Source organism: Amycolatopsis sp. NPDC114484 (assembly GCF_055633755.1).
This window is the reverse complement of sequence record NZ_JBVKDQ010000006.1, coordinates 91,086-117,375: the sequence shown is the minus strand read 5'-3', so window position 1 is coordinate 117,375 and position 26,290 is coordinate 91,086. Positions and strand designations below refer to the sequence as shown.

The 26,290-nt window shown below is 69.3% G+C and carries 26 protein-coding genes; 15 read left to right on the top strand and 11 right to left on the bottom strand.

The annotated features are described in order from the left end of the window. Positions 1–87 precede the first annotated feature (87 nt). Genes ACZ7SW_RS17285 through ACZ7SW_RS17270 form a run of 4 tightly spaced genes read left to right on the top strand, consistent with a single transcriptional unit; the run spans position 88 to position 4,476 of the window. Positions 88–1,164 (top strand): hypothetical protein, encoded by a 1,077-nt coding sequence (locus ACZ7SW_RS17285; RefSeq protein WP_470231398.1) that lies wholly within the window; start codon positions 88–90, stop codon positions 1,162–1,164. Beyond that, positions 1,164–2,303: a toxic anion resistance protein gene (locus ACZ7SW_RS17280; RefSeq protein WP_470231397.1), complete on the top strand. Its 1,140-nt coding sequence runs from the start codon at positions 1,164–1,166 to the stop codon at positions 2,301–2,303. Before ACZ7SW_RS17285 ends, ACZ7SW_RS17280 begins: the two co-directional genes overlap by 1 nt. Next, complete coding sequence (locus tag ACZ7SW_RS17275; protein WP_470231396.1) at positions 2,300–3,913, top strand: vWA domain-containing protein; 1,614 nt, start codon at positions 2,300–2,302, stop codon at positions 3,911–3,913. Before ACZ7SW_RS17280 ends, ACZ7SW_RS17275 begins: the two co-directional genes overlap by 4 nt. Beyond that, positions 3,910–4,476 (top strand): hypothetical protein, encoded by a 567-nt coding sequence (locus ACZ7SW_RS17270; protein WP_470231395.1) that lies wholly within the window; start codon positions 3,910–3,912, stop codon positions 4,474–4,476. The genes ACZ7SW_RS17275 and ACZ7SW_RS17270 overlap by 4 nt, the downstream gene beginning before the upstream one ends. Here ACZ7SW_RS17270 and ACZ7SW_RS17265 read toward each other — a convergent pair. From ACZ7SW_RS17265 to ACZ7SW_RS17245, 5 genes are all read right to left on the bottom strand, one after another. Continuing rightward, positions 4,430–6,613 (bottom strand): AfsR/SARP family transcriptional regulator, encoded by a 2,184-nt coding sequence (locus ACZ7SW_RS17265; protein WP_470231394.1) that lies wholly within the window; start codon positions 6,611–6,613, stop codon positions 4,430–4,432. The genes ACZ7SW_RS17270 and ACZ7SW_RS17265 overlap by 47 nt on opposite strands. Positions 6,614–6,790: 177 nt before the next feature. Further along, positions 6,791–7,186, bottom strand: coding sequence for a hypothetical protein (locus ACZ7SW_RS17260; RefSeq protein WP_470231393.1), 396 nt, complete (start codon positions 7,184–7,186; stop codon positions 6,791–6,793). A 133-nt stretch (positions 7,187–7,319) separates the two neighbouring features. Next, the gene (locus tag ACZ7SW_RS17255) at positions 7,320–7,976 is read right to left on the bottom strand and encodes a response regulator (RefSeq protein ID WP_470231392.1); all 657 of its coding nucleotides are present in this window, start codon (positions 7,974–7,976) and stop codon (positions 7,320–7,322) included. Then, on the bottom strand, positions 7,973–9,127 hold the full coding sequence (locus tag ACZ7SW_RS17250) for a sensor histidine kinase (RefSeq protein WP_470231391.1): 1,155 nt from the start codon (positions 9,125–9,127) through the stop codon (positions 7,973–7,975). The genes ACZ7SW_RS17255 and ACZ7SW_RS17250 overlap by 4 nt, the downstream gene beginning before the upstream one ends. Further along, the gene (locus ACZ7SW_RS17245) at positions 9,124–9,732 is read right to left on the bottom strand and encodes a DUF1453 domain-containing protein (RefSeq protein ID WP_470231390.1); all 609 of its coding nucleotides are present in this window, start codon (positions 9,730–9,732) and stop codon (positions 9,124–9,126) included. The genes ACZ7SW_RS17250 and ACZ7SW_RS17245 overlap by 4 nt, the downstream gene beginning before the upstream one ends. Positions 9,733–9,955: 223 nt before the next feature. Here ACZ7SW_RS17245 and ACZ7SW_RS17240 point away from each other — a divergent pair, with 223 nt between their 5' ends. After that, positions 9,956–10,573 (top strand): VC0807 family protein, encoded by a 618-nt coding sequence (locus tag ACZ7SW_RS17240; RefSeq protein WP_470231389.1) that lies wholly within the window; start codon positions 9,956–9,958, stop codon positions 10,571–10,573. On the opposite strand, the gene ACZ7SW_RS17235 is transcribed toward ACZ7SW_RS17240, so the two are convergent. Further along, positions 10,564–11,013: a MarR family winged helix-turn-helix transcriptional regulator gene (locus ACZ7SW_RS17235; protein ID WP_470231388.1), complete on the bottom strand. Its 450-nt coding sequence runs from the start codon at positions 11,011–11,013 to the stop codon at positions 10,564–10,566. The two genes, ACZ7SW_RS17240 and ACZ7SW_RS17235, sit on opposite strands and share 10 nt — an antisense overlap. Before the next feature lie 47 nt (positions 11,014–11,060). Here ACZ7SW_RS17235 and ACZ7SW_RS17230 point away from each other — a divergent pair, with 47 nt between their 5' ends. Continuing rightward, the gene (locus ACZ7SW_RS17230) at positions 11,061–11,522 is read left to right on the top strand and encodes a nitroreductase family deazaflavin-dependent oxidoreductase (protein ID WP_470231387.1); all 462 of its coding nucleotides are present in this window, start codon (positions 11,061–11,063) and stop codon (positions 11,520–11,522) included. Further along, entirely contained in the window at positions 11,519–12,718 is a 1,200-nt protein-coding gene (locus ACZ7SW_RS17225; protein ID WP_470231386.1) for an FAD-dependent oxidoreductase, read from the top strand. Before ACZ7SW_RS17230 ends, ACZ7SW_RS17225 begins: the two co-directional genes overlap by 4 nt. Here the strand turns inward: ACZ7SW_RS17225 and ACZ7SW_RS17220 are convergent. The 3 genes from ACZ7SW_RS17220 to ACZ7SW_RS17210 form a co-directional block, all read right to left on the bottom strand. Then, positions 12,670–13,293: a CPBP family glutamic-type intramembrane protease gene (locus ACZ7SW_RS17220; protein ID WP_470231385.1), complete on the bottom strand. Its 624-nt coding sequence runs from the start codon at positions 13,291–13,293 to the stop codon at positions 12,670–12,672. The two genes, ACZ7SW_RS17225 and ACZ7SW_RS17220, sit on opposite strands and share 49 nt — an antisense overlap. Further along, on the bottom strand, positions 13,290–14,186 hold the full coding sequence (locus ACZ7SW_RS17215; protein WP_470231384.1) for an NAD(P)H-binding protein: 897 nt from the start codon (positions 14,184–14,186) through the stop codon (positions 13,290–13,292). The genes ACZ7SW_RS17220 and ACZ7SW_RS17215 overlap by 4 nt, the downstream gene beginning before the upstream one ends. A 90-nt stretch (positions 14,187–14,276) precedes the next feature. Next, positions 14,277–14,720, bottom strand: a complete 444-nt coding sequence (locus ACZ7SW_RS17210; RefSeq protein WP_470231383.1) for a MarR family winged helix-turn-helix transcriptional regulator — start codon at positions 14,718–14,720, stop codon at positions 14,277–14,279. A 60-nt stretch (positions 14,721–14,780) separates the two neighbouring features. Here ACZ7SW_RS17210 and ACZ7SW_RS17205 point away from each other — a divergent pair, with 60 nt between their 5' ends. After that, positions 14,781–15,125 carry a hypothetical protein gene (locus ACZ7SW_RS17205; protein ID WP_470231382.1) on the top strand — a complete coding sequence of 115 codons (345 nt, stop codon included), beginning with the start codon at positions 14,781–14,783 and terminating at the stop codon, positions 15,123–15,125. Positions 15,126–15,194: 69 nt separating this feature from the next. Here ACZ7SW_RS17205 and ACZ7SW_RS17200 read toward each other — a convergent pair whose 3' ends face one another. Next, positions 15,195–15,545: a hypothetical protein gene (locus tag ACZ7SW_RS17200; RefSeq protein ID WP_470231381.1), complete on the bottom strand. Its 351-nt coding sequence runs from the start codon at positions 15,543–15,545 to the stop codon at positions 15,195–15,197. Between the two features lie 399 nt (positions 15,546–15,944). On the opposite strand from ACZ7SW_RS17200, the gene ACZ7SW_RS17195 reads away from it, so the two are divergent. From ACZ7SW_RS17195 to ACZ7SW_RS17180, 4 genes are all read left to right on the top strand, one after another. Next, positions 15,945–16,859 carry a 3-oxoacyl-[acyl-carrier-protein] synthase III C-terminal domain-containing protein gene (locus ACZ7SW_RS17195; protein ID WP_470231380.1) on the top strand — a complete coding sequence of 305 codons (915 nt, stop codon included), beginning with the start codon at positions 15,945–15,947 and terminating at the stop codon, positions 16,857–16,859. A gap of 12 nt (positions 16,860–16,871) precedes the next feature. Continuing rightward, entirely contained in the window at positions 16,872–18,158 is a 1,287-nt protein-coding gene (locus ACZ7SW_RS17190; protein ID WP_470231379.1) for a type III PLP-dependent enzyme, read from the top strand. Next, positions 18,158–18,916: a hypothetical protein gene (locus ACZ7SW_RS17185; RefSeq protein ID WP_470231378.1), complete on the top strand. Its 759-nt coding sequence runs from the start codon at positions 18,158–18,160 to the stop codon at positions 18,914–18,916. The genes ACZ7SW_RS17190 and ACZ7SW_RS17185 overlap by 1 nt, the downstream gene beginning before the upstream one ends. A 66-nt stretch (positions 18,917–18,982) precedes the next feature. Then, positions 18,983–19,627: a LuxR C-terminal-related transcriptional regulator gene (locus ACZ7SW_RS17180; protein WP_470231377.1), complete on the top strand. Its 645-nt coding sequence runs from the start codon at positions 18,983–18,985 to the stop codon at positions 19,625–19,627. 97 nt (positions 19,628–19,724) lie between these two features. On the opposite strand, the gene ACZ7SW_RS17175 is transcribed toward ACZ7SW_RS17180, so the two are convergent. After that, the gene (locus ACZ7SW_RS17175) at positions 19,725–21,005 is read right to left on the bottom strand and encodes a sensor histidine kinase (protein WP_470231376.1); all 1,281 of its coding nucleotides are present in this window, start codon (positions 21,003–21,005) and stop codon (positions 19,725–19,727) included. 138 nt (positions 21,006–21,143) lie between these two features. On the opposite strand from ACZ7SW_RS17175, the gene ACZ7SW_RS17170 reads away from it, so the two are divergent. From ACZ7SW_RS17170 to ACZ7SW_RS17160, 3 genes are all read left to right on the top strand, one after another. After that, a complete protein-coding gene (locus tag ACZ7SW_RS17170; RefSeq protein WP_470231375.1) occupies positions 21,144–21,941 on the top strand; it encodes an ABC transporter ATP-binding protein in 798 nt (265 codons plus the stop codon). After that, on the top strand, positions 21,941–24,514 hold the full coding sequence (locus ACZ7SW_RS17165; protein ID WP_470231374.1) for an ABC transporter permease: 2,574 nt from the start codon (positions 21,941–21,943) through the stop codon (positions 24,512–24,514). Before ACZ7SW_RS17170 ends, ACZ7SW_RS17165 begins: the two co-directional genes overlap by 1 nt. Positions 24,515–24,605: 91 nt before the next feature. Beyond that, positions 24,606–26,282: a phytoene desaturase family protein gene (locus ACZ7SW_RS17160; RefSeq protein ID WP_470231373.1), complete on the top strand. Its 1,677-nt coding sequence runs from the start codon at positions 24,606–24,608 to the stop codon at positions 26,280–26,282. The last annotated feature ends 8 nt before the right edge of the window (positions 26,283–26,290 follow it).

The following is a 26,290-nucleotide window of genomic DNA, read 5'->3' as shown; positions in this document are numbered from 1 at the left end:
ACCGTTCACGCCGAAACCCCCGTGCCGCGCGTCAAAAGCTGAAGGATTCGAGATGACGCGTCGGGGGACGTGCGAGAGGGTGGGTTCGTGAAGCGCCGGTTGTCGATCGGGCTGGCTGTGGTTTTGGTGCTCGCCGTGGTGGGAGTGGTCGTCTGGGGGCGGTCCGGGGACGACCACGCGGCCGGCGGCGGGATCACAGTCGTGCGCGGGGTGATCGGGTCGGAGAAGCAGGCCTTCTTCACTGATCAGCGCGTGGTGGACGCGTTCGCCAAACAGGGGCTGAAGGTCGAGGTCGACACCGCGGGGTCGCGGCAGATCGCGACTTCCGTGGACCTCGGGAAGTACGAGTTCGCGTTCCCGTCGTCCTCGCCGGCGGCACAGAAGATCCAGCGCGACAAGAAAGTCACGACGGTCTACACACCGTTCCAGTCGCCGATGGCGGTCGCCACGTTCGAGCCGATCGTGCAGCTGCTGAGCGGCAACGGCGTGGTGCACAAGGGCGCGGGCGACTACCAAGTGCTCGACATCGCGAAGTACCTGCAGCTCGCGGGCACCCGCTGGGATCAGCTGCCGAACAACACGGCCTATCCGGTGCGCAAGAACGTCCTCGTGACCACAACGGACCCGCGCGAGTCCAATTCGGCGGCGATGTATCTGTCGATCGTTTCGTTCGTGGCCAACGGAAACAACGTCGTCTCCAGTCCGGACCAAGAGGCGAAGGTGCTTCCGCAGGTCGCGAAGTTGTTCTTGGACCAGGGGTATACGCAGAACAGCACTGAGGGGCCGTTCGAGGACTATCTGTCGGCGGGCATGGGCAAGACGCCGCTCGCGTTGATCTACGAATCGCAGTACGTCGACCGCGTGTTGCGGAAGGACGGCTCGATTCGCCCGGACATGCGGATGCTTTACACCGCGCCGACGGTGTATTCCAAGCATACGCTGGTTCCCTTCTCCGCCAACGGAAACAAGGTCGGCCAGGCGCTGTCGACGGATCCGGAACTCGGCAAGCTCGCCGCCGCCTTCGGGTTCCGCACGACGAATCCGCAGGTGTTTCGCGAGGTAGCCGCGCAGGCCAAGGTTCCGGCCGAGCTGGTCGACGCCGTCGAGCCGCCGAGTTTCGAGACCCTGGAACGAATGCTCGACGCGATCCAGAAACAGTACTGATGGACGAATTCACCCTCACCCCGCCGGATCCGGTGGCGGCGGTGCCCATGGAACGCGCTGCCGGGCTCATCGCGCTTGGCGACGACACCCGCGCCGAGATTTCCCAGCGGGCGGACGAATTCGCCGCCCGGCTCGAAGCGCTCGACGTGAAGTCGCCGGAGTTCACTGCGCTGCTTGACGAAATCCTCGCGGTCGGCGAGGCGGATATGCGCACGGCGGCTACGGTCGCGGGCACGATGCTCGACCGGTCGACGAAGGCGCTCGACGCTGCTCGTTCGCCGCAGCAGGAAGTGACGACAAGCCTGACCGAGTTGCGCCGTACGGTCGCGGAACTCGATCCGGCGAAGCTGCCGATCACTGGACGCAAACTGCTCGGGATCTTCCCGGCCGCGGCCAGCGCGAAGCGGGCACTCGATCGGTACCGGGCGGCGAATGAGCCGGTGAACGCGCTGGTCCGCGAGTTGCGCGTGCGGCAGGACGTGCTGCGACGCGACAACGCGGCGATCAAGGGCGAGCGCGAGCGGCTCTGGGTGACGCTCGGCAAACTGGCCGAAGCCGCCGCGTTCGCTGAGGCGGTCGACGGGGCGATCGATCGGCAGGCTGGCGTCTTCGACCTGACGGATCCCGCGCACGCCAACGCTTTGCGGGCGGATCTGCTGTATCCGATCCGCCAGCGGCACCAGGACGTGCTGACGCAGTTGGCAGTTAGCGCGCAGGGGTATCTCGCGCTCGATTTGGTGCGGCGCACCAACGATGAGCTGATCCGCGGTGTCGAGCGCGCGGCGACTACGACGGTTTCCGCGCTCCGCGTCGCGATGTTGGTGAGCGCGGCGCTGGCCAATCAGCGTGACGTGCTCGACGAGGTAAACGCGTTGCAGGCGACCACGAACGGTCTGCTGCGGGCGAACGCGGAGCTGTTGCAGTCGCAGAGCGAGGAAATCCGCAAGGCTTCGAGCGACCCGGCGATCGCGGTCGACACCCTGCGCGAGTCGTTCGACCGGATCTACTCGGCGTTCGACGCGATCGACGGGTTCAAGGCCGAGGCTGTGTCGCGCATGGCGTCGACTGTGGAATCTCTGTCCGGGGAGTTGCGTCGCGCGGAGGATCGGCTGCGCCGGTCGCACGAGGGGGAGCTGTGAAGAAACTCGGCGTACTGGCGCTGGCCGCCGCGCTGCTGCTGACTGGCTGTTCGACGGCGGAACCGACCGATCCGGGCCAGCCCGCGCCAGGCACGTTGCGAGTGTTCGCGGGCAGCGAGCTGGCCGATCTGCAGCCGGTCCTCGACGAAGCCGCGAAGGCGACCGGCGTGCAGGTCAAGTTCACTTTCACCGGCACGTTGGAGGGTGCGGAAGCGCTCGCGAAGGGCAGTGTCGACGGGAAGTACGACGCGGTGTGGTTCTCCTCGAACCGTTACCCGGCAGGCATTCCCGACGCGAACAAACGGCTCGGCAACCAGGCGAAGATCATGCGTTCGCCGGTCGTGCTCGGGCTCTCGGCACCGGTCGCGCAGCGGCTTGGCTGGGACAAGAAGCCGCCGACCTGGGGCGACATCGCGGTGGCGGCCGGGAAGAAAGAGTTCAGCTACGGGATGACCGACCCGTCGGCGTCGAACTCCGGGTTCTCCGCGCTCGTCGGGGTCGCTTCGGCGCTCGCCGGGGCGGGCGCGGCGGTCGACGCGAAGCAGATCGAGGCGGTCACGCCGCAGCTCACGCAGTTCTTCAGCGCACAGCAGATGTCGGCGGGCTCGTCGGGCTGGCTGTCCGATACGTTCCAGAAGCGCGCGACCGGGCAGGACCCGGGCCAGAAGGTGGACGGACTGATCAATTACGAGTCCGTCCTGCTGTCCTTGAACGCCTCCGGCAAGCTGCCGCAGCCGCTGACGCTGATCTATCCCGCGGACGGCGTCGTCACCGCCGACTACCCGCTCACCCTGCTCACCGGCGCGAGCGACGCCGCGCGCACGGCACACCAGAAGCTCTCGGACTACCTGCGCACACCCGATGTGCAGCGCCGGATCATGACTGCCACCCAACGTCGTCCGGTCGTCCCCGGAGTACCGCTCGGGCAGCAGTTCGCGTCGCATGACCTGGTGGAGCTGCCGTTCCCGGCGACGCAACAGGCCGTCGATGCGTTGCTTTCGGCCTACTTCAGCAAAATCCGCCGTCCGTCGCGGACGTTGTACCTGCTGGACACGTCGGGGTCGATGCGGGACGGCCGGATCGAGGCGCTGCGTTCGGCGTTGTCCGGACTCACCGGCGCGGACAGTTCGCTCGTCGGCCGCTACCGGCAGTTCCGCAGCCGCGAAGAAGTCACCATGCTGCCGTTCAACACCCAGCCGGGGATGCCGGCGACGTTCACCGTGCCCGAGCAGTACCCGCAGCCCGAGCTGGCGAAGATCAAGGACTACGTCGGCGGGTTGACCGCGAACGGCGGCACAGCCATCTACGACACCCTGCAGCACGGCTACCAGGTGCTGGAGCCGCTCGTGGCGAAGGATCCGGACCGGTTCAACTCGATCGTGCTGATGACCGACGGCGAGAACGAGAACGGCTCCGATCTCGCCGCGTTCAAGGCGGCGTTCGGCTCGCTGCCGCCCGCGATGCGGCGGATCCCGGTGTTCACGGTCCTGTTCGGCGAGGGCAGCGGCGACGAACTCGGCCAGGTCGCCGCACTGACCGGCGGCAAGGTCTTCGATGCCAGGAACGTGCAGCTGTCCAGCGTGTTCCAGGAGATTCGCGGATACCAATGAGGCGCTGGTTCGGCTCCACCAAGAACATCTTCGGCTGTGTGGGCGCGCTGGCCGGGCTGCTGCTGTACGCGACCGGCGTGATCGGTCCATTGTGGCTGATGTTCGTTGTCTTGGTCGTGCTCTACACGGCGGGCGCGCTGCTCGGCCCACCGGAGAAGGTGCGGCTGGTCGTGGACCCGTCGGTGGAAGCGGCCGAGGTTCGCTCGTCGCTGGACACCTTGGTGGATACGGCTTCTGGGCGGCTTCCGGAGTCCACTATGGACTCGGTGCGGCGAGTGGCGGAGATGCTGTCGGATTTGCTTTCGGATCCTCGCCGGCTGGCGGCGAATCCGGAGCTGCAGCATCGGGTGCTGTTGCTGGCGCGGACGGATTTGCCGTTGTCGGTGCAGACGTATCTCAACCTGCCGCGGTGGTTCGCCGCGCATCGGGCCGAGGCGGGCCACGAGCTGGTGACCCAGTTGGAATTGATCGAGCGCCGGACGCATCGGCTGGCGGAGGAGTACTACGCGGCGGAGGTCAACCAGCAGAAGGACCAGACGCGCTACCTCGGCGAGGAGCCGTAGCGAGATCCGCCGGGGCTTGCCACTGGGCGAGCCGGTCGTAGAGCCGGGACAGCCGGACGTGGAAGGTCTCCAGCGCCCAGGCCAGCTGCCATCCGGAGGGGTTCCTCTCGAGCGTCGTCGCGGTGTGCTGGGCGGCGAGCAGACAGGCGTGTTCGGTGTTGCACCAGGCCAGCGCCGCCAGCGCGTCGGGCAGCGGATGCAGCAGGACGTCCGGTGCGGGCGGATCGAGCGGGACCGAGTCCTGCCGCGGGTTCAGCAGCCGGTCGGCGGCGTGGGCGGTGTGCGTGTAGAAGTACAGGATCCGCCGCAGCGCGGCGTCGCGCGCGTCTTCGGTGAGGGTGTGCTGGGCGGTCTCGCTGGCGTAGAGGCGGATCAGGTCGTGCATTCGATAGCGGCCCGGAACGTGTTGCTGCACCAGGGAAGCGATCTCCAGTTCCCGCAAGACCGTGCGCAGCCGGACCGCCGGGAGCGCCACCAGCGCCTCGGCGGCGGCCAGGCTGATGTCCGGGCCAGGGGCGATGCCCAGCAAACCGAAAAGCCGCGTCGCTTGCGGGCTCAGCGCGCGGACCGACCAGGACAGCACCGCGCGCAGATTCACGCGCAGGCCACCGGCGTTCAGACCGTCCAGCCGGGCGGAGGCGTCGCGCAGTTCTTCGGCCAGTACTGCCAGCGGGAAGGTCGGGTGGTGCTGGGCGCGGGCGGCCACGATCCGCACTGCCAGCGGCAATCCCGCGCACATCGCGAGCAGGTCGGCGACCGTGTCCGGTTCGGCGGCCAGCCGGTCCGGGCCGAGGTGCCCGGCGAGAAGCACCCGGGCGTCGGAGTCGGGCAGGACGTCCAGGTTGAGCAGATGCACGCCGTACAGCGCGGCGAGGCCGACCAGATGACGGCGGCTCGTGATCAGGACGGTGCAGGTGGGGGTTCCCGGCAGCAGCGGCGTGACCTGGTCGATGTCGCGGGCGTTGTCCAGCACGAGCAGCATCCGCTTTCCGGCGAGCAGGCTGCGGTACAACCCGATTTGCGCTTCGAGGTCGACTGGGGTCGCGGAGGGGGCGACACCGAGGGCGTCCAGGAAGCCGCGCACCGCTTCGGCGGCGGACATGGGCTGTCCGGTGGGATCGAAACCGTGCAGGTTGACGTGCAGTTGCCCGTCTGGGAAACGGCTGAGCCGCTGATGCGCCCAGTGCAGCGCCAACCAGGTTTTGCCGATCCCGCCGGTGCCGCCGATCGCCACCGTTCCCGCTAGGTCCATGTGCCGGTCCAGTTGGACGAGCTCGCCGCTGCGGCCGGCGAACAGCCGGGGCGGGCACGGCAGTTGCCGGGGGACCGAGGGCCGGGTCGCGGGTTCCGGCGAGGGCGCGGCCAGTGCGGGGTCGGCGGAGAGGATCTGCTCGTGCAACTGGCGGAGCGGAGGGCTGGGGTCGGTGCCGAGCTCGTCGGCCAGAATGCGTTGCAGGCGATGGTAATGCTGCAATGCCTCGGCTTGGCGGCGGCTTCGGTAGAGGGCCAGCAGGTATTGCGCGGCGAGGCGTTCGTCGAACGGGTGGCTCGCGGTGTCGGCGGCCAGTTCGGCGAGGAGTTCGGCGTGTCGGCCTTGGCGCAGCCGGATGTCGGTCAGGTCGAGGCGGGCGGTCCGCTGGCGCGCGGTCAGCGCGGCGCGCGACGCGCACAGCCACGGGATGTCGGCCGCCGCGGCGAGGTCCGAGAACGGTTTGCCCTGCCACAGGGACAGGGCCTGTTCCAGGGCGGTCGCGGCGGTCTGATCGGCACGGGAGTCCGGATCGCGTTGCTGTGCGGTGCGGCCCTGTTCCAGCAGGGCGTGGAAACGATGCAGATCGATCGCGTCCGGTTCGACGGAAATCCGGTAACCGCAGCCGTTGCGGGTGAGCGCGACCTCCGGAATCGGAGCGAGCACCTTGCGCAGCAACGGAATGTTGTGCTGCACCGCCCGGCGCGGCTGCCGGGGGAGCGCGCCCTCGGGCCAGACCCGGTCGATGAGCTCGTCCATCGAGACCGTCTGGTTGGCCTCGATCAGCAGCACCGCCGCCATGCAGCGCAGCTGCTGATGGCCGAGGGCGATCGCGCGGTCGTCCACCGTCACGCCAACAGGGCCGAGCAGACGGAATCGTACCGTCATCGTGACCACCCGTGAGCCGGTCGCCGGACCAGGACATAGTGTGTCTAGCGGCCTTTGCCCGGCTCGGGCAACGGCGCGGGCGGATCTGCGGCACTACGGGCGAGCAGTTTCGGCCAAGCGGACCGGAAACGAGTCCCGGGGCGGCCCGCCGGATGGCCGCCCCGGGACGTTTCCGGACTAGCCCAAGGATTCCCAGTTAATGGTTCGCACCGGTACGCCCGGGCAGGAAAGAACGAAACGGTAGAGGTTGCCCGCGTACATGACGGGGCCGTAGACCTGCGCATTGTTCGAGCAGACGAGGTAAACCCGCATCACGCCCGCCTGGACCGCGCAGCTGAGCAAGACGTCGTGGAACGGGGCCCGGGAGTAATAGTTGCAGTTGAACACGGGCGGGACGGCTTGCCGCGCGGTTCCAGAGCCCGCTGAGCTGAGGGTTCCGGTCCGCGGCGCGGCTGCCGGGGCCGCGGCGGCGACGCTCGCGCCGGCGAACAGGGCGGCGATCGTCAATGCGAGGGCGAGGAACGGCTTGGCCGCTCTTTCGGAAAGAGAACTGGGGCCGGTGAATCGAACCATATCGAATATTCCTTTGCGCCTGGGCGCACCTCGGGTGGTGCGCCTCCCGGCCCATGCTGTCCGGTCGCGGCGTCGCGGATGCGGCATCGATGCGTCATCGCGGAAACCGTGATAAACGGTTGCGCGGCTTCAGTTATTGCTGGCGCTGGCCGTTCTGATAGTTGAGTGCGTAGCGGACCGCGTCGGCGCGCGAGTGGAAACCGGCTTTGGCGAAAAGGTTGTTGATGTGGGTTTTCACCGTGGCCTCGCTGATGACCAATCGGGCCGCGATTTCCGGATTGCGCAGGCCGTCGCCGATCAGGCCGAGGATTTCCCGCTCGCGCGCGGTCAGCGAGAGATCGGGTTCCGCGGGCGGGGCCGGTTTGGCGGCCAGCGCGAGCAGCCGCCGCTGCACCTCGGGCGAGAGCACGGTCTGGCCCTGTGCCGCGGTGCGCACGGCGTGCAGGATCGTGGTGCGGTCGGCCTCTTTGGTCAGGTAGCCGCTCGCACCCGCCTGCAGCGCGGCCAGGATCGACTTGTCGTCGTCGAACGTGGTGAGCACGAGAACCGTGGTGTCCGGCTGGGTTTCGCGGATGCGCCCGGTCGCGGCGACCCCGTCCAGCACCGGCATGTTGAGGTCCATCAGCACCACGTCCGGACGGTGCTGCTGAGCCGCCGCGACGGCTTCGGCCCCATTGGTCGCGGTCGCGACGACGTCGACGTCCTGCGCGAGGTCGAGCATGACCGCGAGCGCCTCGCGGACTGTCGCCTGGTCGTCGACGACAACGAGGCTGATCGGGCGGTCGGTCATCGAGGCAGCTCCAGTTCCACGGTCCAGCCGTCGCCGGCCGGGCCTGCTCGCAGGGTGCCGCCGAGCAGGGCGGCCCGTTCGCGCATGCCGACGAGCCCGACGCCGGAACCTCCGGCCAGTTCGGCGCGGCGGGGTTCGGTCGCGGGCCCGTTGTGCACGGTCAGCCTGACACGATCGGCGGTGAAGACCAGCCGCAGGCCGCGGTTCGCGCCCGGCGCGTACTTGGCCGCGTTGGTCATCGCTTCCTGCGCCGCCCGGACCATGGTGTGCGTGGTCTCCGGGCCGACCGCCCCGGCCTCGCCCTCGATCGCGAACTCAGCCGACGCGTGTTCGGCGAGCTGGCGCAACGTTTCAGGCAGCGGCGAGGTGTCTTCGCGCAGCGCGTGCACCGCGCGGCGGGTTTCGCTGATCGAGTCGACGGCGATGGCGCGTGCCTTGCGAACCGCGGCAGCCGCCTCGTCGTCGCGGCCGCTGTCGCGCAGCGCGTCGGCCATGTCCAGCTGCAGCGCGATCCCCGAGAGCGAATGGCCGAGTACGTCGTGAATCTCGCGGGCGATCCGGCCTCGTTCGACGAGCGCGGCCTCGCGGGCTTCTGACTCGCGGGCTCGCTGGGCCGCGTCCGCGGCGAGCTGCGCGTTGCGGACGGCGTCGAGGCGGTCGTGGTGCGAGATGCCGACGGCGACCGGCAGGCCCACGGTCAGCGTCACCCACACCGGCCATACCGGGAAGCCCGGCGAGAGCTGTCCGACCGTCCAGGTCGCGGCGGCCGCGACGACGGTACCGGCGACCGCGATGGTCACCGCCGCCCGGCGGGACGCGAGCTTGACCCCCGAGGCGGAGGCGGCGATGAACGGGAACATCGCCGCGAACGTTCCGTGCGTCAGCGGCAGGAGCAGCGCGCCGGACAGCATGTAGGCGCTCATCACGACGATCTGCCGGTTCTCGGACAGCCGGGACCAGGGCAGCAGCGAGACGATCCCGGCGACCGAGGCGAGCACGAACAGCGGCAGGGCCAACGGCCGGTACGCGATCTGCGCGTCCGGCCATTGAACCGCGGAGCAGGCGATCGCGGTGAGGACGAGGACGGGCTGGATCAGCTCGTCCCGGTACTGCCCGAGAAGCGACAGCGACCGCTGGTCCGGGGTGCTCATGGGACCAGGTTCCTCCTCGTCGGGCCGGCGTCGTGGGTGGACTGAGTGTTCCACTCCGCCGGACGGCCGTTGAGGTTGCGCTGGATGTTGTCCAGCAGCGGCGAGGTCTTCGCGGGCGCGCCGTCGCCGCCCTGGGTCCACATCACCTGGTGCCCGGCGCGCAGGGCGCGGTAGAGCACGACCAGCCCTTCGGCGAGGATGCCGACGCCGAGGGTGAGCAGCAGGCTGTTGGCGACGCCGCCGGCGTCCTGCGGGTCGAACGCGTTGAGCGCGAGGTTCACGCCGACCTTGACCACGATGTTCGCCACCCACAGCGCGACCGTGACCGCGGTGTAGCGGACGAAGGCGGTGCCGTCGCGCCGGGAAATCCGGACGCTCGCCCCGCGCAGGATGCCGAGGACGACGCTGATCGCCGCGGTCCCGACGAGGAAAACCATCGAACCGGGCGTCTTCACCTCGCCGGACAGGGTGCTGAGGCCGACGACGGACAGCACCGCGGGCAGGATGAGCATCTGCTTGGCCTGCGCGGGTTCGCCGATCATCCGCCGCACCATCAGATAGCCGACCGCCGCCACGATCAGGACGATCTCCACGGGTCCGCTCATGAGTTGTTCCTGCCTTTCGCAAACGTTTCGATACCGGGAAACCTACGGAGGAACGGCTTCGAAGTCGTGCGGTGCGCGGGGTATCCGCGGGTGGAGAAATCCCTCCACCCGAGCCTGGGTTTCTCCACCCGGGATACCCCGGCAGCCGCACGACGGCGGCGGGCGGCGACCGTAGCGTTCGGTGGCGAATCCCAGTAACCAAGCCGAAAACGGGGAGCCCGGCATGACCAAGTCCACCCGCACGTTGATCACCACGATGTTCCTCGACGTCGGCCTGTCCGTCGTCGTCTACTACGCGGCCGACCTGCTCGGCGCGAGTGCTTACGTGTCGCTGCTGGCCGGCACGATCGTCGCGGGATTGCGGACCATTTGGGTCGCGGTGGCGCAGCGCCGGATCGACCTTTTCTCGTCGTTCCTCGTGCTGCTTTTCGGCCTGGGCCTAGGGTTGAGCTTCCTCACCGGTGACCCGCGCCTGCTGCTGGCGAAGGAATCGGTGACCACCTTCTGCGCTGGCGTGGCCCTGGTCGGCAGCTGCGTGCTCCGCCGTCCCCTCGCGTACTACGCGGCCCGGCGCCTCGCGCACTCGGCGGGCGGCGCTCGGCAGCGTGAATTCGACGCCACCGCGCAGGACGCGACTCTGCGGCGGCGCTGGTATCAGATCTCACTGGTGTGGGGTGTCGGGCTGACCGTTGATTCCGTGCTTCGCATCGTGGGTGTGTACACGCTGCCGTTCGACACGGCGGCTGCTTTCTCGCAGGCGCTGCTGGTCGTCGCCTTCGCGGGGCTCATCGGCTGGACTGTGCTGACCAAGCGGCGGTTCGAACAGCCAGTTCAGGGCTGACGGTCGTAGGCGCGCATCGCCGCCGCGACGTCGTCCAGGAACGACAGGACGACCGCGACGTGCTCGGGGTCGAGCCGATGGGTGATGGTCTCGATCTCGGTCAGCAACGGGGCCAGCGCGGCGCGGACGTCCTCGCGGGCGTGGTCGGTGGCCTGGAGGTGGACGCGCCGCCGGTCGGCCGGATCGGCGCGGCGGGCCAGATGCCCGGCGGCGGCGAGCCGGTCGACCAGCACCGTCGCCGACGCCGAGGTGATGCCGAGCCGGTTGCCCAGCTCGCCCGGCCCGATCGGCTCCGGACTGGAAACGACCTGGTCGATCGCTTGCACGTCGGTGACCCGCAGCGACAGCCTGCGCGCCAGCGCCGCCTGCATGCCCCGGCCCGCTTGCAGCAGCCGCCGCACCGCCAGGGAGACCTCCCGCGCCGTTCGCTCGTCCGCCACGCCCGCATAGTAGCTAGAACTTCTAGTTAAGAGGTACGCTGGGCGATATGGCTAGAAAATCTAGCGAACTTGCCCAGGTCAACCTCGAGATGGTGCGGAAGCTGCTCGAAACCGAGCCGCACCCGGTACCCGAGGGTGGCTACGGGCTCCGCGTGCTCGAAACCACCGGACGCCGCAGCGGCCGAACCCGGCAGACGCCGCTCGGAGTGCTTTCGCTCGGCGGCGACCGCTACCTCGTGTCGCCGGACGCGAACCGCGATTGGGTACGCAATCTCGCCGCCGTTCCGGCCTGTCGCATCCGGGCCGGAGACCTCGGCGAAAGCGTGCGCGCGCACCGGGTGAACGGCACCGAAGCAGTGTCGGTGATCTCGGCTTACTTGGCCGCGGTGCAGGCTCCGTGGGCGCTCGCCGCGTTCCCGGTCGGCTCCGGCTCGTCGGCGGCTGAGATCGCCGCGCACCTGGACTCGATGGCTGTGTTCCGCCTCGTGCCGGAAAGGGGCAGCGCGTGAGCGACCCCGTGGTCGTCGTAGGCGGCGGGCCGGGCGGGATGATGCTCGCCTATCTGCTCGGCCGGGCCGGAATCCCCGTCACGCTGCTGGAAGCGCACCAGGACTTCGATCGCGACTTCCGCGGCGACTCGCTGCACCCCTACACCCTCGAACTGCTCGACCAGCTCGGCCTGGCCGACCGGCTGCTCGCCCTGCCGCACCACAAAGCACGCTTCTTCCGCTTCCACACCCCGGCCGGGTCGATCACCACCGCCGACTACGGCAAGCTCTCCTCGCCGTACAACTACGTCGCCCTGATGCCGCAGGCGCGATTCCTCGACTTCCTCGCCGCCGAAACCGCCGCGCTGCCCAGCGCGAACGTGCGCACCGGAGCCAAGGTCGTCGAGTTGATCCGCGACGGCCGCGTCACCGGCGTCCGCTACCGCGACGACGCCGGAACCCACGACCTGCCCGCCTCGCTGGTGGTCGGCGCGGACGGCCGGTTTTCCCGGGTGCGCCGACTCGCGGACGCCCCGGCCCGCTCCCTCGGCGCCACGACCGACCTGCTGTGGTTCCGCTTGCCGCACCGCCGCGAGGACCCGCCGGACGCCGATGTGGACCTCTTCTTCGGGCGGGACCACTACGTCGGCCTGCTCGCCGGGACAACCGGCTGGCAGGTGGGGTACAGCCTGCCCAAGGGCGGGTACGCCGAGGCCCGCGAGCGCGGGGTCGGCCCGATCCGGGCGTTCCTCGCCGAGCACGTGCCGTGGCTGGCCGACCGCGCCGACCTGCTGACCGATTTCGGCCAGACGACCCTGCTGTCGGTCGACATCTCCCGGGTGGAGCGCTGGTGGAGACCGGGCCTGCTGCTCATCGGCGACGCCGCGCACGTCATCTCCCCGGTCGGGGGCAACGGAATCCTCATGGCGGTCCAGGACGCCGTCAGCGCGGCCAATCACCTCGTGCGGGATCGGTCCGACGCCGCCCTCGCGCGGATTCAAGCCGAGCGCGAACCCGCGATCCGGCAGGTGCAGGCCCAGCAAGTCCGGCTGGAACAACGCGCCGCCCGTGCGCGGGAGCGTGGTCGTCCCGCCGCTCCGCCGTATCGGCTGCTGCGGTTGCTCACCGGCGTTCCCGGCGCCCGCGCTCGCGCCGCCCGAGCCAATGCCTACGGACCCACTCCGCCCCGGCTGGATTCCGCGGTGCTGGAATCCTGAGGCGGGAAAAGCCGAGGCAGGAAGCCGATCATCAGGGCGGACCAGGTCACGTGCGTCAACACCGGTGCCTGTACCCCGCCGCCCCAACGGCGCTGCAGCGTAAAGAGCGTCCCCATGGTCGCCGACGCCAGCACCAAGGCCGGATTCCGCGTCGCCGTCGTCGACAGCACGTACATCGCGGTCGATGCTCGCGCGCCGAACGCGTCGTAAAGCGTGCCGCGAAAGAAAACCTCTTCAGCGGCACCGGTTACGAGGGCAGTCGTCACCACAGTCGGCGTCGAGCCGTGATGGGCGTGGCCGAGCACACCGGTGATCGCGCGGCGCAGCAACGGAATGCGGCGAGCGACCAGCGCACAGCCGTAGAACGCGGCGAACGCACCCGCTCCGACAAGCACCGGCTGCACGACCTCCGACCGGCCCCGCGGCACCGGCCCGGACGCTCGCGCACCGGCGAACCAGGTCGCCGCGACCGACGCGGTCAGCACGTGGAACCGCCGCGACCCCGGTTCGCTGGCCAGCGACGCGCCCAGCAGCCCGGACCCGGCCGCGGTCACCGCCTTCAGGACCGCCCTCACCGGGCCCGCCGTTGTCTCGCGCGTTCGCCGAGCGCTTGCAGCACGGCGTCGTTGTAGCCCAGCGGCTCGAACTCGACGATCCGGCGGATCGCGTCGTCGCGGACGACGACCTCGTTGCCCATCGAGTCGATCAGCGCGCGCCCGGTCGTCGCGTCGATGTCGGTGACCAGCGAAAGCCAGTAGGACGACAGCCGGGGCGTGAGCAGCGGGACCGGCACGATCGCCAGCATCCTGCCCTCGATGACCGCGACGCGCTGCAGCATCTCCCGGTAGGTCAGCACCTCGGGGCCGCCGATGTCGAACGTCCGGCCCTCGGTCTCCGGGTGCTCCAGCACGCCGGCCAGGTAGCGGACGACGTCGGCGAGCGCGATCGGCTGGGTGCGCGTGCCGACCCAGCGCGGGGTGACCATCGCGGGCAGGCGCTCGACGAGCTGGCGGGTCAGCTCCCACGACGTGCCGCCGTGCCCGATGACGATCCCCGCGCGCAGGACGGTCACCGGCACCTCGGTCTCCGCCAGCAGCCGTTCGACCTCGCGCCTGCTGGCCAGATGCTCCGACAGCGAGTCGCCGTCGTCCCCGAGACCGCCGAGGTAGACGATCCGGCGCACCCCCGCTTCCGCCGAGGCACGGGCGAACGCGCGGGCCGCGTTGGCGTCGCGCTGCTGGAAGTCGGTGCTGTCCAGGGAATGCACCAGGTAATAGGCGACTTCGACGTTCTTGAGCGCGTCCCGCAGGGAACCGACGTCGGCGACGTCGCCGTGGACCGGCTCGCCCGCACCGCGATAATTCGCCGGACGGCGGGTCATGGCTAGGACGTCGTGCCCGGCTTCTTCCAGCGCCGGGCATAGGCGGCTGCCGACGAACCCCGAGGCTCCGGCGACCAGTACGCGCATGCTTGCGACGGTAGCCGGGCGGGCGCTGTTCCGCAGAACCTTCGCGTCCGCGAGACAGGCAAGGTGAAACTGACTCAGGACGCGGGCTGGCTACGGCCGCTGCCGGGCCTCCACGAGCTTGCCCATCAGGTGCGCGAGAGCCTTGTCCAGCTGACGGCCGAGCCGGGGGTCCAGCTCGTTGTCGAAGGCGGCCGCGAACGAGGCGGCCTCGCCGAGCACGGACTTCCCGTCCGCGGTGACCGAAAGGATGTGCTTGCGCCGGTTCTCCGGATCGCGGCGCCGCTCGAGGAGGCCGCGCTGTTCCAGGTGGTCCGCCATCCGGACGACCAGGCTGGGGCTCACCCGCATGAGCCTCGCGATGTCGTCCTGGGTCCGCGCGAGTCCCTGCTCGACCATGGCGAGCGTCCCGAGATGCTTCGGGGTCAGCTCCGCCGCGCGGAAGTGCTCGGCGAAATCGTTGGCCAGGTCGGTGCCGAGCACCATCAGCTTGAAAGCCGAGGACTCGGGCAACGGGCGGGCGCTCTCGGGGTGCACTGCTTGACTGTACCATCTGTGAACAGTTCACTGTGTGAACAGTTGACAGACGGGGGAGCGATGATCGCCTTGGTGGTGGCGAACGCCGTGGTCGCGGTCGTGAGCGTCGTGTTCGCCGTGGTGGCGGCAGTGCGGCCGGCGGCGTTGAGCCACAGCGAGACGCCGACGGACGGCGAGAAGTTCTACGGCTTGATGTACGCGGTCAGGGCGGTTCCGCTGGGCGGCGCGGCCGCGGTCGTGCCGCTGCTCTGGTCTGGACCAGTCAGCGCGGTGGTATTGATCGCCGCCGCGGTCGCGCAAGCGGCCGACATCGCCATCGGCGTGTTTCGGCGGGAAACAGGCATGATCGCGGGCAGTTCCGTCGTGGCCGCGATTCATGTGGCGACCGCTGTCATGGTGTGGTGACGCCCGGCGGAAAGCCGCGCGCCAGCGTAGCGGACGGCGATTCCGATTCGCCGGGAAATCGTCAAGCCCTCAGCAGAAAACCCAGACGTACTTGGCCAAGTTGTGCTTGTCCAGTGGCCGGTTGGTCCACGCGGCGACGTCGTCCCACAGGCCGCTCTGGTAGGTGACTCGGAACGCGTTGCCGTGTGCTTTGCCCCAGAAAGGGAGAATGGCGAAGTCGTGGTAGCCGCAGCCGTCGAAGTTCCACCACAACGGAAGATCGGGACCTTCGACGCAAGCGCGTCCTTCATCGCACCTGCGCGCCCAGTACCCGTCCGCGCTGATCTTCTTGGGCATGGCCTCGGAAGTCGCCGCGAAAACGCTGGTCAGGGATACCGCGATCGCGGCGCAGGACAGAGTCTTTCGGAGAACCCGGATCATGTGCTGATTCCTTTCCCGCGATGGCACAGCGAATGGGGCTCCGAATCCTTGCTCGGAGCGTCTCGGTGCGGTGAACCCGGAACCGGGAAGAAACCTTCCGGAATTCTTCGGCTGCCGCTGGAGCCCCCTCTTGGCGCGGCTGTGCGCGCTCGGCAACCAGAAGACAGCTTACTGGTGAAACGGATTTCCTGACAAGCATTTTTCTTTTATTGCCGTCCGCTTCGAATAAGCAGCGAATAACTCGCCGGGTGAACGGATTCCCCGGCCGCGGAGCGCGGGCGGCCCGGAACCCGCGACCGCCGCCGACCAGCCGGGCCCGTCCGCCCCGAACGCCGTCTGAAAGCCGCGCGTCAGCGTCGCGTCAGTGCCGGTTGCGACGCTGTCGGGGTGACGTGCCTGATGTCTGTGTCCAGTTACCTGCCCGCCGCGGTGCCGATCGCGGCGTTGCAGGACGACCTCGACCTCACCGACGCCCAGTTGCGCAGGCTGCATCGCATCTACGGGTTGTCCGAGGTCTGCCGGTCGTCCGAGTCCGAGGCCGAGATGCTGCTCGGCGCGGTCGCGAAGCTCGACGGGTTCGCCGGGGTGGAGGAGCGCGTCCGTTACGTGCTGCGGCCGAAGACGGTGCCCGCGGCGGCGCCGTATCCGTTCGATCCGCTGGCCGAAGTACAGCAGCGGCTGGGACTCCAGAACGCACTGGCCTTCACCGTCACCGATCACGCGTGCGCGTCCGGGCTGCTCGCCCTCGACCTCGCCGGCGCGTTGCTCGAACAGGACGGCGACCCCGACGCGCTGGCGTTGATTCTCGCGGGGGAGAAGGCTTTTACCCCGGCCGCGCAGATCATCCCGGACGTCGCGGTGATGGGCGAGGGGACCGCTGCGGTACTGGTCGCGCCAGGCGGGCAAAGGGACCGGCTGCTCGGCTACGCGACCACGACGCTCGGCGGTCCGGGCGGCGAGGTCATCACGAACGAAGAGCAGAACAAGGTCTTCCGGCAGATCTATCCGGACGCGCTGGGCGACGTCACGCGCGCCGCGCTCGAAGCCGCCGGTTGCGCGGCGAGCGATCTCGCGCTTGTTCTTCCGCACAACGTCAACAAAGTTTCGTGGATCCGGGCAGCGGAGGCGATGGACGTGCCGCGCAAGAAGGTCTTCCTCGGCAACGTCCCGCGCACCGGCCATTGCTTCTGCGCGGACCCGTTTCTCAACTACCACACCGCGACCCGGCTCGGGCTGTTGAACCCGGGCGAGCGCTACTTGATGGTTTCGGTCGGCCTCGGCTCGACGTTTTCCGCGATGGTCTTCGAACACTAGGAGCAGAACCTGATGAGTACGGAACTCGAGATCGAGGGCGTCGGGATCACCGAGCTCGCGGACCGCTGCGGCACCCCGCTGTTCGTCTACGACGGCGGCGAGCTGGCCGGCCGGATGGCCCGGCTGCGGCGCGGACTGCACGCGAGCATGGAGGTCTTCTTCTCGCTGAAGTCGAATCCGAACGTGTCGATCCTCGCTGTGCTGCACGACAATGGGGCCCGCGCCGAGGTGTCGAGCCTCGCCGAGCTGCGGACCGCGCGCCGGGCCGGGGTCGAACCGCGCGACATCATTTTCCTCGGTCCCGGCAAGAGCCAGGCCGAGCTGGAAGCCTGTTTGGACGAGGACATCGCGGCGATCGTCTGCGAATCCTTCGGGGAGCTGGCGTTGATCGACCGGCTCGCCGCTGAGCGCGGGGTGCGAGCGCGGGTGGCGTTGCGGGTCAATCCGAGCTTCGCGGTCAAGGGATCCGGGTTGACGATGGGCGGAAAACCCCGCCAGTTCGGCATTGACGAGGAGCAGCTGTTCGCCGCCGAGGATCTGGTTTCCCGGCACGCGAACGTCAAGATCATGGGTGTCCAGGTGTACATGGGCACGCGCATTCTCAGCGAGGAATCGGTGGTGGAGAACACCACCCGGATCTTCGCGCTGGCCGAGCAGCTGTCCGCGCGGCTGGGCTTCGGGCTCGACCTGGTCGACGTCGGCGGCGGCCTCGGCGTGGCGTACTTCGAGGGGGAACGCGACCTCGACCTCGATCTGCTGACCTCGCGGCTCAACCCGGTGATCGACGAGTTCGCCACGCGGCATCCGGACACCCGGCTGGTGATGGAACTGGGCCGTTACCTCACTGCGGTGAGCGGCACCTACGTCGTACGCGTCCGCTATGTGAAAACCTCGCTGGGGCAGAACTTCGCGGTCGCCGACGGCGGCACCAATCACCACATGGCCGCGGTCGGGATCGGGTCCTACGTCAAACGTGATTTCCCGATGCGGCTGCTCAACCGGATCGACGAACCCGCCACCGAGACCTGGCAGATCACCGGCCCGCTGTGCACGCCGAACGACGTGCTGGGCAAGAAGATCCCGCTGCCGCCGGTCCGTCCCGGCGACCTGATCGGCGTGGAACGCTCTGGCGCCTACGGTCCGAGCGCGTCGCCGGTGCTGTTCCTCAGCCACGGCTATCCCGCCGAAGTAATGGTCCATGATGGACAGTCCTATGTGATCAGTGAACGGGACCAGCCGGAGGATCTGTTGCGCCGTCAGCACCTGCACCGGCTGCCGGTTCCCGCGGTGGAGGGCTGATGTTCAGCGCTGGCGCTCCCGAAGCGGCCACGCGCACCTCGCCGTTCGCCGTGCTGCCAATGGGGTTGAAAACCGTGCTGCATCGGCGATTCGAGTCTGGTGTCGACCGGCTCGACGGTCCGATCATGACGCGGTACTTCACTGATCTGGCAGCCGGGCACGACGTCGGCTACTCACCGGAACTGGTCGCCAGGGCTGAGGGAAACACGTTCATCTCCCTGGCCCGGGATTTGCTCCACGGCCAGGTGAGCGAGCCAATCGACTTGGTCGTCGTCGCGCACGACGGTCCCGATTTCGACCCGCGCCTGTCCGCTCCAGTCAACCTGACCGCCGTGCTGCCGGGCGGCCCGATGACGTACTCGGTCTCCGGGCAAGGGCCGCTCGCCGGTTTCCTCGCTCTGCGGGTAGCGGCCGGATACGTGCGGCGCAAGCCGATGCGTCGCGTGCTGATCCTCATCATGGAACAGCGAGGCATGCCGTACGCGGGAGAGCGGCCACCGTTGGATTCGGCGGCCGCACTGCTCTTCGAAGCCGGGGCGGGAACCACCCGAGTGGCGGTGCTGCCCGGGGTCGACCCGGACGACGCTCGGGCGGAGGCTGATCGGCTCGCGCTGGCGGACCGTTACGGACCAGGTCTCACCGGTGGGTCGGTCGCCGGAGGACGCTCCGCCACCGCGCTGTGGGCCGATCCGCCTGGGGTGCTCGCCGATTACGACCCGTTCCGCGGAACTCTGGGAATCTGCGCCTTCGCCCGGTAAAGCGAGCCGTCCGCGCCCCTATAATCGGGAGCGGAACAGCCCGCGGCGAAGAAAAGGTGAAGATCTGTGCGCGTGGTCATCGGCGAAGACCAGTTCCTGCTCCGAGACGGGCTGGTCCGGCTGCTCGAAGCGCACGGGATGACGATCGTCGCGGCGCTCGACAACGGGCCGGATCTGCTGAACGCGCTGGTCACGGAGAAGCCGGACATCGGCGTGGTCGACATCCGGCTGCCGCCGTCGTTCACCGACGAGGGGTTGCGCGCGGCGATCGAGGCGCGGCGCCAGGTGCCCGGGCTGCCGGTGCTGGTGCTGTCGCAGTACGTCGAACGCTTGTACGTCAACGAATTGCTGGCCGACGGCGCGGGTGCGGTCGGCTACCAGCTCAAGGACCGGGTGCTCGACGGCGACCATTTCGTCGACGTGCTGCGCGGGGTCGCCGCGGGCAACACCATGATGGATCCCGAAGTGGTGTCGAGGCTGTTCACGCACAACACGCGCGACGTCGCGCTGGAGAGCCTCACCCCGCGAGAGAACGACGTGCTCCGGCTGATCGCCGAGGGCCGGTCCAACAGCAACATCGCCGCCGAGTTGTTCGTCACCGAGAAGGCGGTGTCCAAGCACATCAACAACATCCTGGCGAAACTGCAGCTGCCGGTGTCCGAGGACAGCAACCGCCGGGTGCAGGCGGTGCTGGCCTACCTGCGCCACTGAGGTCTCCCGTGGTCCGTGAGGGGAACCCTGAGGGAATCAGAGTCCCGCAGGGTTCCCCTCACGGACCGGCAAGCCCGGGGAATCCGGGCGGACGGCCTCAGTCGACCGGCTCGCAGGGGATTTCGATGACCACCGAGGTCGGCCCGCCGAGCGGGCTGAGCACGGTGAGGAACCCGTCCAGCGGCGCGAGCCGGCGTTCGAGTTCGCGAAGGCCGGTGCCCTTGGCCGGGTCCGCGCCGCCCTTGCCGTAGTCGGTGACCGTGATGGACAGCCGTCCGCCGGAATGGTGCACGTCGATTTTCCCGGAATCCGCGCCGGAATGCTTCATCGCGTTGTTGAGCACCTCGGAAACGGTGAAATACGCGGCGGTCTCGACGGCGGGCGCGAACCGGCCGGGAAGGTCGACGGTGGTTTCCATCTCCAGCGTCGCTTCCATCCCGAGTTCGCGGACCGCGTCGGCGAGACCGCGGTCGACCAGCACCGGCGGCTGGATCCCGCGCACCAGATCACGCAGCTCCTGCAGTGCTTTCACCGAACTCGCCTTGGCCTCTTCCAGCAGGCTCTTCGCGGCTTCGGGCTGCCGTTCGGCGAGCTTCGCGGCCGCGTCGAGAGTCATTCCCATCGCGACCAGCCGCGCTTGCGCGCCGTCGTGCAGGTTGCGTTCGATCCGGCGCAGCTCCAGCGCCTGATGGCCGACAGCGTCGTCGCGCGTGGTGGTGAGGTGCTGGACGCGCTGGGCGAGCACGGTGCTTTCGGACGGGGAAAGGAATTTGGCCGCCAGCGCCGCGTGCAGCTTCAGCAGATGCGGCGCGGCCCAGAGGGCGAGCGGGAAATGCAGCAGGCCGAGCACGACGGCGATCCAGGCGACGGCCGGGTTGTCCACTGGCAACGCGACGTACCAGTCGCCGAGCCACAGATCGTCCAGAATCGGGTAGAGCAGCGGCATCAACAGCCCGCGCACGCCGTCGATCACGATCGCCAGCGGGGCGAGCGTGAGCAGACAGCCGATGGTGCAGTCCACCAGCAGCCAGGCGGTGTCCCGCCAAGTGGCACGGTCGGCCAGCAATCGCGCGAACACCTGGAAGAACCGCGTGCCCTCGGGCAGCGGGAGATACGGTCGCGGCACCTGCCGTCCGGTCCAGGTGCCGTGCAGTTTCCGCTGCAGATTGGCGACCGCGCGGACGGCGTAGACCACCGGGGGGATCAGGAACACCCCGACGCCCACGCCCAGCAGCGAAGCGGAGCAGGCCAGGAGCGCGAAAAGCGCCACCTCGACCGGTGCGAGCAGGCCCAGCGCGGTGCTGTGCAGCACGGCGAGGCCACCGCTGGCGAACCAGGGCTTCGGCGCCGCCGGCTCGCGGGCATCGGTTGAGGGCATATCCCGATTATGTGCTGTTCCGGGCAATCCTTGCAGGGGTGCTAGGACCAGTCCGGATCGAAGAGCTAGCACCATCGGAATCCGGCTCTGGCGCTCGTAACTTTCTTCTACAGCCCGACGCGCCTGGGAGAGTGACCGATGTACCAGTCCGGACAGCCAAGCACGGATGCGGTGACGCTCCGGTCCGTCACCAAATTCTACGGAGGGAACCGGGCCCGCGTCGTCGCACTCGACGGGATTTCCGTTTCGTTCGCCCGCGGCAGTTTCACCGCGGTGATGGGGCCTTCCGGTTCGGGCAAGAGCACGCTGCTGCACTGCGCGGCGGGGCTCGACCAGCCGGATTCGGGCACGGTCGTGCTCGCCGACCAGGACCTCGGCAGGCTCGACGAGGCGGCGCTGACCCGGATGCGCCGCGACCACATCGGATTCATCTTCCAGCAGTTCAACCTGCTGCCGTCGCTGGACGTGGTCGACAACGTGACGCTGCCGCTGCGGCTGGCGGGGAAGAAGGCCGATCCGGCGCTGGTGAACCGGATCATCGAGCAGGTCGGGCTCGGCGGGCGGCGCGGGCACCGGCCCGGTGAATTGTCCGGCGGCCAACAGCAGCGCGTGGCGATCGCCCGCGCGCTGGTCAGCCGTCCGCACGTGACCTTCGCCGACGAGCCGACCGGTGCGCTGGACACGACGTCGGCGAGCGAGATCCTGGACCTGCTGCGCACCGCGGTGCGGGCCGAGCGGCAGACCATCGTGATGGTGACGCACGATCCGGTCGCCGCCTCCTACGCCGACCGGGTGCTGTTCCTCGCCGACGGGCAGTTCGCCGGCGAGTTGCACGAACCGACCGTGGACGAGGTCGCGCGCGGGCTGACCGCGTTGAGCTCGCGTGCGTCGCGGCTTGGCCGCGACGGCCGCAACGCCGTCGGGACGGTGCGCTGATGTTGCGCCTCGCCCTGAGCACGCTCCGGTTCCGCAAGGCCGGATTCACCGCGACGTTCGTCGCGCTGCTCGTCGGCACCGCGATCGTGATGGCGTGCGGCGGGCTCATGCAGACCGGGATCTCGCCCCGGGTCCCGCCGCAGCGGCTGGCCGAGGCTCCGGTGGTCGTCGCGGGCGACCAGCACTACAACCTGCCGCCGACGAACCCGGGCACCGAGGACGAGGACCACGAGTCCGCGACCCTGCCCGAACGCGTGCGGCTGGACGCCTCGCTGGGCGCGGCGATCGCGGCCGTTCCCGGCGTCGCGAAGGTCATTCCCGACGTGTCGATCCCGGCGACGCTGCCCGCCGACCCCGACGTGAAGCTGGTGCGCGGCACCGCGCTGGGGCACGACTGGGCGACCGCCGAGCTGGCCCCGTATTCGCTGACTGACGGCCGGGCTCCGCAGCGCAGCGGCGAAGTCGTGCTCGACCAGGCGACGGCGGCGGCCACCGGGGTGGCCGCGGGCGGTTCGGTGCAGATCGCCGTGCGCGGCGGCGTCCGGTCCTTCCAGGTCACCGGAATCGCCGTCGCGAGCGGAAAAATGGCTTCCGACGCGGTGTTCTTCTCTCATGAAGACGCTCTCGCGCTGACGCCCGCGACCGGGCAGGTCGACGCGTTCGGCGTGCTTCCCACCGCGGGCACGGACCCGGCCGCGCTGAGCACCCAGATCGCGAACGCGGTCCGGGACCAGCACGCGGTCGCGCTCACCGGCGTCGCGCGCGGGACAGCCGAGTTCGCGCAGGCGAGCGACGGCGGGGAGATCCTGGTGATCCTGGCCGCGGTGTTCGGCGGCCTGGCGGTGCAGGTGGCGTTGTTCGTGGTGGCCAGCACCCTGGGGTTGTCGGTGCAACAGCGGCGGCGCGAGGTCGCGTTGCTGCGGGCGGTCGGCGCGACTCCGAAGCAGGTCAGCCGCATGATCACGGCGGAGTCGATGGTGATCGGCGTGCTCGCGACCGTGCTGGCAGCCTTCCCCGGCGAGCTGCTGGGAAACTGGCTGTTCGACCGGCTGTCCGGATTCGGCGTCTTCGAACCGGTGCTGGCGTATCACCAGGACTGGATTCCGACCGCCGCGGGCATTCTTGTCGGCCTGCTGTCAGCGTGGGGCGCGGGTTTTGTCGCGGCGCGATACGCCGGACGGACGCGTCCGGTGGAGGCGATGCAGGAACTGGTCTCCCCGAAGCGCTGGCTGACGTCGTTCCGGCTCTGGTGGGGCATCGGCAGCCTGATCGGCGGCGTGGCACTGGCCTATCTGACGATCACCGTGATGGACGGACCGCTCGCGGCCAGCACCGCTGGACCGGCGGTCACGCTTGTCGCGGCGGCGGTCGCGCTCTTCGCACCGGGGATCACCCGGGCGATGGTCGCGGTGCTGCGGGTTCCGGTGCGGGCGGTGAGCGGGCTGTCCGGCTATCTCGCGATGGCGAATGCCCGGGTGCGCTGGCTGCCGATGTCCGGTGCGGTCGTACCGGTCATGCTCGCCACGACGCTGGCCGTGTTCATGCTCTATTTCCAGACCACGCAGGTGGAATCGGCGAAGCAGAAGTACGCGTCGAACCTTTCGGCGGACGCGGTGGTCACCTCGTCGACCGGCGACGTCAGCACCGGGCTGCTCGACAAGGTCCGGTCGCTGCCCGGGGTCGGCACCGCTTCGGCGTACGTGACCAGCAAGGGCTACAACGAGAAGCCGTCCGACCCGGGCCAGGACGAGGACGGGCTCGCGCTGACCGGGGTCACCGGCGACGCGGTCGCGAAGACCCGGGCGGCGGAGGTCGCTTCCGGATCGCTGGCCGCCTTGCAGGGCAACACCATCGCGCTTCCGGTCGACCACGCGGACCGGTTGCACGTCAAGGTCGGCGACGAGATCGGGCTGCGGCTCGGCGACGGTGCGCAGGTGCGGTTGCGAGTCGTGGCGACACTGCGGTCCGCGCCGGCTTTCGCGGCGGCGCTCCTGCCCGCGGGCACGCTGGCTCCGCACACCACCGACGGGATCGCGTCGCAGGTGCTCGTCACCGCGGCGGCGGGCACGAGCGTCTCGCAGCTGATGAGCACGCTCGACGGGCTGGCGCAGGCCTCGCCCGGGGTGCAGGTCGCGAACCGGGACACGCTCACCGCCAAGTTCGTGCAGGAACAGGAAGCGAACGCCTGGGTGAACTACCTCGTCGTCGGCATGATCCTGCTCTACGCGGCGATCTCGGTGGTGAACACGCTCGTGCTCTCGACCGCGCACCGGCGGCGCGAGTTCGGCCTGCAGCGGCTGGCCGGGTCCAGCCGGGGCCAGGTGCTGGGCGTGATGGCCGTGGAGGGGATGGTCGTCGCGGTGATCGGAGTGGTCTTGGGCACCGCCGTCTCGCTCGCGATGCTGGTTCCGTTCAGCCAGGCGGTGTCCGACAGCTGGCTGCCGTATGGTCCATTGTGGATTTATGCGGTGGTGGTCCTGCTCGCGGTCGTGGTAAGCATGGTCGCCACGCTCTTCCCGACGTGGCTCGCGGTGCGCGGAAAGACCTCGATCGCCATGCTCTCTCCTGAATAGGTGACCCCTGGGCGACCGCCTGCTGCTGACTGCCCCCAGCTGTCAGCGCGCGGTCAGCCCGGGGTCACCGCCCCGCCGTAGCGTCAGCGGTATGAGTCCGAACGAGGCGGGAAGCCCTTCCTGGGACGCGATCGTGATCGGGTCCGGGATCGGCGGCCTCGTCTGCGCCGGGTACCTCGCCGCCTTCGGCCGCCGGGTGCTGGTGCTCGAACAGCACGACGTGGCGGGCGGCAACTGCCACATGTTCCGGCGGCGGCGCTCCTACGAGTTCGACATCGGCGTGCACTACCTCGGCGACTGCGGACCCGGCGGGCTGCTTCCGTCGCTGCTGGCCGGGCTCGGCGTCGGCGACCGGGTGCGGTTCCGCCGGCTCGACCCGGACGGCTTCGACCGGATCGTGCTGCCGGGCGTGCGCTTCGACGTTCCGGAAGGCTGGTCCCGGTATGGGGATCGGCTGCTTGAGACCTTTCCGGCGGAGGTCGCGGGGCTTCGGGAGTATCTCGCGATCTGCGGCGAGATCGCCGCGGCGGCCCGGTACTCGGCGAGTTCCCGGCCGGTGCTGGGCAATTCGGCCGCGGTGGTGCGCTGGAGCCGGCGCAGCCTGAGCCGTCTGTTTGACCATTGTGGACTGTCGGCGGCCGCGCGCACGGTGCTGGCCGCGCAGTCGGGAAACTATGCTTCGTCGCCGGCGAATACCGTTGTCGCGGCGCACATCCGCATGCTCGACGACTACCTGACCGGGGGCGCGTACTACCCCGAAGGCGGCGGTCAGATGCTGGCCGCCGCGCTGGTGGAGCAGCTCGAAACGCACGGCGGTCAGCTGCGCACCAAAGCGCGCGCCGCCCGGATCCTGATCGAGCGCGGGCGAACGGTCGGTGTCGAACTGACCGACGGAGACGTACTGCGTGCGCCGCTGGTGGTGTCCAATGCGGACTATCGACGCACGGTGCTGGAGTTGTGCGGTGGTCGGGAAAACCTCCCTGACGGCATTGTCCGGCGCACCGAAGACGCGGTCATGCGGCTGCCGCTGGTCACCAGTTACGCGGTGGTGGACACGGAATTGCCGGAAGCGTCCGAGGCCAACATCTGGTACTGGCCGAGCGGTGATGTCGAAAGTGCTTACGCTCGAACGGAAGCTGGCCAGTTCGACGAGCTGCCGTTCGTGTTCATCTCGTCCGCCTCGCACAAGGACCCCGGCAACACCGCAGTCTGCCCTCCCGGGTACACGAACCTCCAGATCATGACCGCGTGCCCGCCCGGCTACGCGCAGTGGGGCGTGGAGGCTGGACCGGCGTCGGGGCTCCGCTATCGGCGCGTGGCCGAATACCGTGCGGCCAAGGATAAACTCGCCGCCTGCCTGCTCGACCGCGCGGAAGAGGTGCTCGGTCCGTTCCGGGACCGCATCGTCCACCTCGAATCGGCCACCCCGCTCACGCAGGAGCGCTACACCTTGGCCACCGGCGGAGCCGCGTACGGACTGCAGTCCTGGGGCCCGCACGGACGACGGCCGGACGTGCGGACTGACATCGAAGGACTGTTCGTCGCCGGGCAGGACATCCATGGCGGGGGAGTCGTCGGCGCCGCGGTCGGCGGTGCGCAGTGCGCCGAGGCGATCCTCGACCGGCCGGTGCTGGCCGAAGCGTACGACGGCGCGGTCTTCGCCGACCGTGCCCTGCTGCCCGAACGCGGCCACGACTGGGATCCGCTGCGGATTTCCCGCGGCCAGGCCCGCCGCGACGCCCGCGGATTCGCTCCGACGGCGCGCTGAACCCTGTG